The organism is Vibrio sp. V12_P9A6T4, assembly GCF_963874835.1.
GTDB classification, from domain to species: Bacteria; Pseudomonadota; Gammaproteobacteria; order Enterobacterales; family Vibrionaceae; genus Vibrio; species Vibrio anguillarum.
Genome location: NZ_CAWNJO010000109.1, coordinates 1 through 7,018, shown reverse-complemented (window position 1 = coordinate 7,018; position 7,018 = coordinate 1). Strand labels below are relative to the sequence as shown.

The following is a 7,018-nucleotide window of genomic DNA, read 5'->3' as shown; positions in this document are numbered from 1 at the left end:
GCGCAGGGCTGCACCAAACTGTGCCGCTACTGAAGTCACAATCGATTCAACAGCGCTTGCAATATCTGCTTCTTCTAAAGTACGTTCAGTCGATTGAAGCATCAACGCAATCGCTAAACTCTTCTTGCCCTCTTCAACCCCTTTGCCTACATAAACGTCAAACAGCTTCGCCTCTTTTAGAAGCTCACCACCAGCGTTACGACATGCATCGACAATATCACCTGAAGCAATGGCGCCATCAACAACCAGTGCTATATCACGGCGGTTCGCTGGGAACTTAGACAGTGATGCAGCTTCTGGAATTACACGGGTGTTCACAGCTGACCATTCAAGTTCAAATACGATGGTGCGGCCATTCAAGCCAAACTTACGCTCAAGCTCTGGATGAACAGTGCCTATCACCCCAATAATCTCACCATCGACAACGATGGCGGCCGATTGCCCAGGGTGCAGCGCTGGGTGTGCAACAGAAGTAAAACTGTAAGCTTTGCCGTTGGCGGTTAAATCAAGAATGGCTTCCAAGTCACCTTTTAGATCGAAGAAATCTACCGTTGCGGTGTCCATGTTCCAGTGCTCTTCACCACGAGTACCGGATATTACACCCGCGAGCATAGGCTCTTGGCGCATACCGTTCTCTGCCGAGGCATCAGGAATAAAACGCAAACCATATTCAAACAAACGAACGCGTGGCTGCTGGCGTTTCTGGTTATGAACCACGGTATTTAATAGACCTTGGATTAAGCCCAAACGCATCGCTGACATATCAGCAGAAATAGGATTAGGCAGAATGAGTGGTTCAACATCTGGAACAATCAGTTTCTGCTGCTCTGGCTCAACGAAGCTGTAGGTGATCGCTTCATGGTAACCACGGTCAACTAACAAATGACGAACACGCTTAAGTGGCAAGTTTGCTTCTTGGTGGTCATTCATGCTCAATGCTGCAACGGGAGCTTGATTAGGGATATTGTTGTAACCGTAAATACGGCCAATTTCCTCAATCAAGTCTTGCTCAATCGCGATATCAAAACGCCACGTTGGCGCGGTAGCAACCCAACTGTCTGCACGGCTCTCAACACTCATACCTAAACGTTTTAGGATTTCAACCACATCAGCATCCGCAATGTGATGACCAAGCAAACTGTCCAGTTTAGTGCGACGAAGTGTGACTTGATTTGGTTTAGGTAACTCAGTTTCAGACTCAACACTAACCACAGGTGCAACTTCACCGCCACAAATATCAACCAGCAGCTGAGTCGCTCGTTCCATCGCACTGGCTTGCAACGCGTAGTCAACACCGCGCTCAAAACGCATGGATGAATCAGTATGTAGGCCATAGCTACGAGCACGACCGCGGATATGGTCTGGTGCAAAGAAAGCACACTCAAGCAGTACATCTTGGGTTTCTGAGCTAACGCCTGAACCTTCACCACCAAAAATGCCCGCAATGGCTAATGCTTTATTGTGATCGGCAACAACCAGCGTATCAACATTCAACTTAGCTTCTGTACCATCGAGTAGCGTAAGTTTTTCATCCTGCTCGGCCATACGAACAACAATACCGCCTTCGATCTTGGCAAGATCAAAGGCATGCATCGGTTGGCCTTGTTCAAGCAAGATATAGTTAGTGATATCAACCACTGGATCAATTGAACGTAGACCACAACGGCGTAACTTCTCTTGCATCCAAAGCGGTGTTTGGGCTTGAACATTAATGTTTTTAACCACGCGACCAAGATAACGCGGACAAGCGGCCGGTGCTTTCACTTCAATAGAGACTTTATCTTCAATTGAAGTAGGAACAGCGGTGACTGATGGCTCAGTGACATCAATGCGGTTCAATACACCTACTTCACGAGCAAGGCCACGAATACTAAAGCAATCTGCGCGGTTCGCGGTCAAATCGACATCAATAGTCACATCATCTAAGCTTAGGAATTCGCGGAAATCAGTACCAACGATAGCATCTTCTGCAAGCTCCATAATGCCAGCGGATTCAACATCAATCCCTAGCTCACTGAATGAACAAAGCATGCCGTGAGAAGGTTGACCACGTAATTTTGCTTTTTTAATCTTGAAATCGCCGGGCAGTACAGCACCAACAGTCGCTACCGCCACTTTTAAGCCTTGGCGGCAGTTTGCTGCACCACAAACGATATCAAGCAGTTCTTCCTCACCCACGTCAACTTTCGTTACACGCAGTTTGTCGGCATCTGGATGTTGACCACATTCCACAACGTGACCCACTTTGACGCCAGTAAATTCACCGGCGACAGCAAGAACGTCATCGACTTCCAAGCCTGCCATTGTAATTTGATGTGTAAGTTCGTCAGTCGTAACCGCAGGGTTAACCCACTCACGAAGCCATGATTCGCTGAATTTCATTGTGTTTACCCTTGAATTACTTGAATTGTTTGAGGAAGCGCAGATCGTTCTCAAAGAACGCGCGTAGGTCGTTGACGCCATAACGAAGCATCGTTAAACGCTCAACACCCATACCAAATGCAAAGCCAGAATATTTTTCAGGGTCAATACCAACACTGCGCAAAACGTTCGGGTGAACCATGCCACAGCCTAGAACTTCAAGCCATTTACCATTTTTACCCTTCACATCCACTTCCGCAGAAGGTTCTGTAAATGGGAAATAAGAAGGACGGAAACGCACTTCAACTTCTTCTTCAAAGAAGTTACATAAGAAATCGTTCAAAATACCTTTAAGCTGAGCAAAATTGACGTGCTCATCAACCAACATTCCTTCAACTTGGTGGAACATTGGTGTGTGTGTTTGGTCGTAGTCATTACGATATACGCGGCCCGGCGCAATAAAACGAAACGGCGGTTGACCATTTTCCATAGTGCGAATTTGCACACCTGACGTGTGTGTACGCAACATTAAATCTGGATTAAAGAAGAAGGTATCGTGATCAGTACGTGCTGGGTGATCGGCAGCAATATTCAACGCATCAAAGTTGTGGAAGGCGTCTTCAATTTCAGGGCCAGATTCAACATGAAAACCAAGCTCACCAAAGAACTGCTCAATGCGTTCAACTGTGCGAGTCACTGGGTGTAAGCCACCATTTTCAATGCGGCGTCCAGGCAAAGTAACGTCAATCGTTTCAGCCGCTAGTTTGGCTTCTAACTCTGCTCGCTGCAAAGCATCTTTACGCGTAGCAATGGCGTGTTGCACTGTTTCTTTCGCAACGTTGATCTCTTGACCTGCAGCGCGGCGTTCTTCGGGTGGCAATTTACCTAGGCTCTGTAGCTGAGTGGTTAACTCACCTTTTTTACCCAAGTACTGAACACGCACTTCATCAAGTGCGACTAGCGAATCGGCAGCATTAATCGCTGCGGTCGCATTAGCAATAATCTCTTCTAGATGTTGCATCGTTTCCTCATCTACCTGTAGGTAGTGTCCGTATAGGATGTTTTTGTATTTTTCAGATAGCTGCACATAGTATCGAAAGCCACCTCTAAAGCCAAATTGAAATGATACTGAGGCTTGCTCTTGAACAAAAAAACGGCATTATTTTTGCCGCTCTCTTGATATTACCTCCCTCCCCCCAAACAATAATAAAAACATGACTATTTTTAAGAAGAAACGATGAACATCACGATAACACCAATCGAACCACAAGATGATTCGGACATTTGTAAAATTATCCAATCTGTAGGTGCTGAATTTGGAGCCATCGGTGAGGGTTTTGGCCCATCTGATGCTGAAGTGGAAAACATGAGTCAACATTATACGCAAGAGAGCAGCAGCCTTTATCTGGTAGCCAAACGTGATGGCATCATTGTCGGTGGAGCAGGTATTGCAGCCTTTCATCATAGCCAACGGATCTGTGAGCTAAAAAAACTCTTCTTATTACCAGAAAGTCGCGGTTGCGGGCTGGGAAAAATGCTCAGTGAAGCATGCCTATCGTTTGCTCAAAATGCAGGTTATCAATCTTGCTATTTGGATACGTTATCTAGTATGACATCCGCCATTCAGTTATATGAAAAGCTCGGATTTATACATTTGGATCGACCAATGGACGGCACTGAGCACAACGGCTGCGATGTGTGGATGCTTAAACAGCTGTAAATCATCGCATCTGCTTATACAAAAAATGCCTACCGAACGGTAGGCATCAAAAGCAGTTGAGATTTAATGCTTAAATTTTAAAACTTAGAAGAAGTATTTTAGACGGATACGCATGCCTAGATCTTTGTTTTCTGTGTCGTCTACTTTCGAGTAGTAAGTACCTAGATAAACAGAGAAATCTTCCACATCCATCACATTAGCAAATTGGTAAGAAGCATAAGTGGTATTTACCTTCTCGCTAGTACCTTTATCAACATCACCATAGACATGACCTAGACCAAAGCCTTTAAACAGTAAGTTAGCACCGATGGTCGTATCTTCTTGTTTAGTTTTGTCGAAATCACGGAACGCATAGTTCACGTTGATAGAAAGATCGTTAGCAGAATAGTTAACTGTCGCGCCATAACCAAGGAAATCATTCGCAGCATCTTTATCATCTGCAGTCAGATTGGCTTCTAAACCAGCTGCAACACGAACTGAGTCAACGATTTGGTACGCAACAACTGGGCGTACGAACACAGCATTTTTATCCGCTGTAGTCGCATTCTTCTCAAATTTGGTAGAGAGTTCAAAGTAAAGATTATCCGCTGTCTTACTAAAACCGACTTGGCCGTTATCGCCACGACCACGAGCCGCATTCGCTCGATACGGTTCTGCTGTTGCGTATTCAAGCATAGTATCTTGACCAACAGGGAATAGATCAAATGCTTCATAACGACCTACTCTCAATTCCCAGTTATTTGCCTGACCAAATGCAATCCACGCATCATCAAGCTCAACATCACCCGTTGTTTTAAGTAAAGGCTGTGCTTGTGCTTTGATATAACGGTCACCACTCACACTGCGCTCACCAGCGATTTGAACCAAAAGACGACCGTCTTGATTTAGCTCTTGCTTATCAGTGGCATTTTTATCACGAAGGTTGATATCGAACTCAACATCACCGCCGATTGAGAAAACACCTTGTTCACCTTCAACACTGATACCTGCGTTTGCTTGTAGTGCGGCTGAAATTAGAATTGCGGCAAGAGAAAGTTTACCAGAGGTAGCAAAATTCATTTTTTATACTCCATCGACCTTATGGTCATCATTATCATTATCATTATGTTGGTGCTTGACACCTTGAATCTCATCCTGAGATATAGACAATAAAATTAATGAGTTAGGCTCACATTCACCGGGGGAAGTAGCACGCTACTTTGGTAATCATGAACAGCTCAATCTCTTTATTGCTCAGCAACCACTGCTTATGTATTCCCTTAACGTTGCTGACGGGGATGGAGTTTACATTCACCGAATCAATGTAAAAATAGATCAATGTCACATTAGGAATCGTTCCCATGAATGGATTATTGATAAGTTTATATAAATCACGCTTTTGCAAATAATTCACACCATAAATTAAATGTTGGCACGAAAATTATGTGAAGTAGGCCGAAATTTCACATCACAAAATAATAACAACTCAAGATAAAGGTTGCTTTATCAAATTATTAACATTCTAGAATTGGGGATGGAGAGTAAAAACGATGCGAGATTTGACCATAAATTGAAGCACTGCTGTTTGATGGTGATGGCTTTGCTTAAAATATTTCAATTTCACGTCCGAAACCGTCAACGAATATAGTGAACGTAGGGGGGGTTACCCAATTTCTGCTAGGGCTTTAATTTGGAGCGACACGCGAGGTTCGCTTTCTTTTGGACTAAAAGCGTGACCTCAACCTTGGCAAGGTGGCGCTAAAACGACATCGTTGGTTGTGAACTGGCAGTGAGACAGAGATGAAAAAGCCCCAGCATTTCCGCTAGGGCTTTAATTTGGAGCGACACACGAGGTTCGCTTTCTTTTGAACTAAAAGCGTGACCTCAACCTTGGCAAGGTTGCTCTAAAACGATATCGTTGGTTGTAAACTGGCTGTGAGACAGAGATGAAAAAGCCCCAGCATTTCTGCTAGGGCTTTAATTTGGAGCGACACACGAGGTTCGAACTCGTGACCTCAACCTTGGCAAGGTTGCGCTCTACCAACTGAGCTAGTGTCGCATACTGCATAAGCAGTAAAAAGATGGTGCCCCGGGCCGGACTTGAACCGGCACGACTCGAAAGTCGAGGGATTTTAAATCCCTTGTGTCTACCAATTTCACCACCAGGGCACGCAATTCTGCATTGCGATGCTGTTTACAAAATTTAGTAACACCATCTTTAGATACTGAACGTTAAGTTCAACACCTCAAAATTTGGAGCGACACACGAGGTTCGAACTCGTGACCTCAACCTTGGCAAGGTTGCGCTCTACCAACTGAGCTAGTGTCGCAATGGAGGCGCGTCCCGGAGTCGAACCGAGGTCCACGGATTTGCAATCCGCTGCATAGCCCCTCTGCCAACGCGCCCCTGTAACATCAAGGGGTTGGGTTGTTTCTTCCGCTCCTCTCAAGTACGGGATGCATTCTACGCATTCGATTCGATGAGTCAATATTATTTTTTTAGTTTTTAAATCGTTTGGCTATTTTGCATCCAAAAAGGACAGATTTGGTTAATTTGATAGCAAAATTCACCACCTTTTACACGAGATAACTGTGCTTTAACTAAAGCAATAATGCATGTTGTGAAAGGGATTGTAGAAATTGGAGGAGTAAAAATCCGCCTTCTTAGAAGGCGGCTTTGGTTTATAGCCCCCTATAAGGGGGCATCCCTGCGCTGCTAGTTTATCTTCAACTCTAACTGCGCCTCATATTCTTGATCTTTCTTGTCTTGGTGCCTTACGTAACGCCTGATGATTTCTTCATTCACACCAACTGTGTCAACAAAGTATCCCCTTGCCCAAAAATGATTACCCCACAGTTTCTTTCTTATATGTGGGAACTTGTTAAACAAGCGGATTGCTGAACGCCCTTTCAATACTCCCATCAACGTTGATATCGAAACTTTTGGTGGAACTATCA

Annotated in this window: 5 protein-coding genes and 4 tRNA genes; 1 reads left to right on the top strand and 8 read right to left on the bottom strand. The window is 44.6% G+C overall.

All coding sequences use genetic code 11. The features are described 5' to 3' along the window. Together pheT and pheS are read right to left on the bottom strand one after the other, a co-directional pair. Positions 1-2,382 (bottom strand): phenylalanine--tRNA ligase subunit beta (gene pheT, locus AACQ42_RS16165; RefSeq protein ID WP_094166019.1); only part of this gene is annotated, 2,382 nt, incomplete at its 3' end. Between the two features lie 16 nt (positions 2,383-2,398). Beyond that, a complete protein-coding gene (pheS, locus tag AACQ42_RS16160; protein WP_017044058.1) occupies positions 2,399-3,382 on the bottom strand; it encodes a phenylalanine--tRNA ligase subunit alpha in 984 nt (327 codons plus the stop codon). Between the two features lie 216 nt (positions 3,383-3,598). On the opposite strand from pheS, the gene AACQ42_RS16155 reads away from it, so the two are divergent. Then, positions 3,599-4,081 carry a GNAT family N-acetyltransferase gene (locus tag AACQ42_RS16155; RefSeq protein ID WP_094123686.1) on the top strand — a complete coding sequence of 161 codons (483 nt, stop codon included), beginning with the start codon at positions 3,599-3,601 and terminating at the stop codon, positions 4,079-4,081. An 84-nt stretch (positions 4,082-4,165) separates the two neighbouring features. On the opposite strand, the gene AACQ42_RS16150 is transcribed toward AACQ42_RS16155, so the two are convergent. The 6 genes from AACQ42_RS16150 to tnpA all read right to left on the bottom strand — a co-directional run. Further along, positions 4,166-5,140 carry a carbohydrate porin gene (locus AACQ42_RS16150; protein ID WP_088728926.1) on the bottom strand — a complete coding sequence of 325 codons (975 nt, stop codon included), beginning with the start codon at positions 5,138-5,140 and terminating at the stop codon, positions 4,166-4,168. Positions 5,141-6,043: 903 nt separating this feature from the next. Next, positions 6,044-6,119: transfer RNA gene (locus AACQ42_RS16145), tRNA-Gly, on the bottom strand. A 23-nt stretch (positions 6,120-6,142) separates the two neighbouring features. Continuing rightward, a tRNA-Leu gene (locus tag AACQ42_RS16140) sits at positions 6,143-6,229 on the bottom strand. Positions 6,230-6,314: 85 nt separating this feature from the next. Next, a tRNA-Gly gene (locus AACQ42_RS16135) sits at positions 6,315-6,390 on the bottom strand. A 2-nt stretch (positions 6,391-6,392) separates the two neighbouring features. Beyond that, positions 6,393-6,466, bottom strand: a tRNA-Cys gene (locus tag AACQ42_RS16130). Between the two features lie 310 nt (positions 6,467-6,776). After that, positions 6,777-7,018: IS200/IS605 family transposase (gene tnpA, locus AACQ42_RS16125; RefSeq protein WP_141193167.1), on the bottom strand; the 242-nt coding region annotated here is incomplete at its 5' end.

What these genes read in the sequence shown, in the direction of transcription:
- pheS (WP_017044058.1), bottom strand. Translation starts at nt 3,382, where the DNA reads ATGCAACATCTAGAAGAGATTATTGCTAATGCGACCGCAGCGATTAAT.
- AACQ42_RS16155 (WP_094123686.1), top strand. Translation starts at nt 3,599, where the DNA reads ATGAACATCACGATAACACCAATCGAACCACAAGATGATTCGGACATT.
- AACQ42_RS16150 (WP_088728926.1), bottom strand. Translation starts at nt 5,140, where the DNA reads ATGAATTTTGCTACCTCTGGTAAACTTTCTCTTGCCGCAATTCTAATT.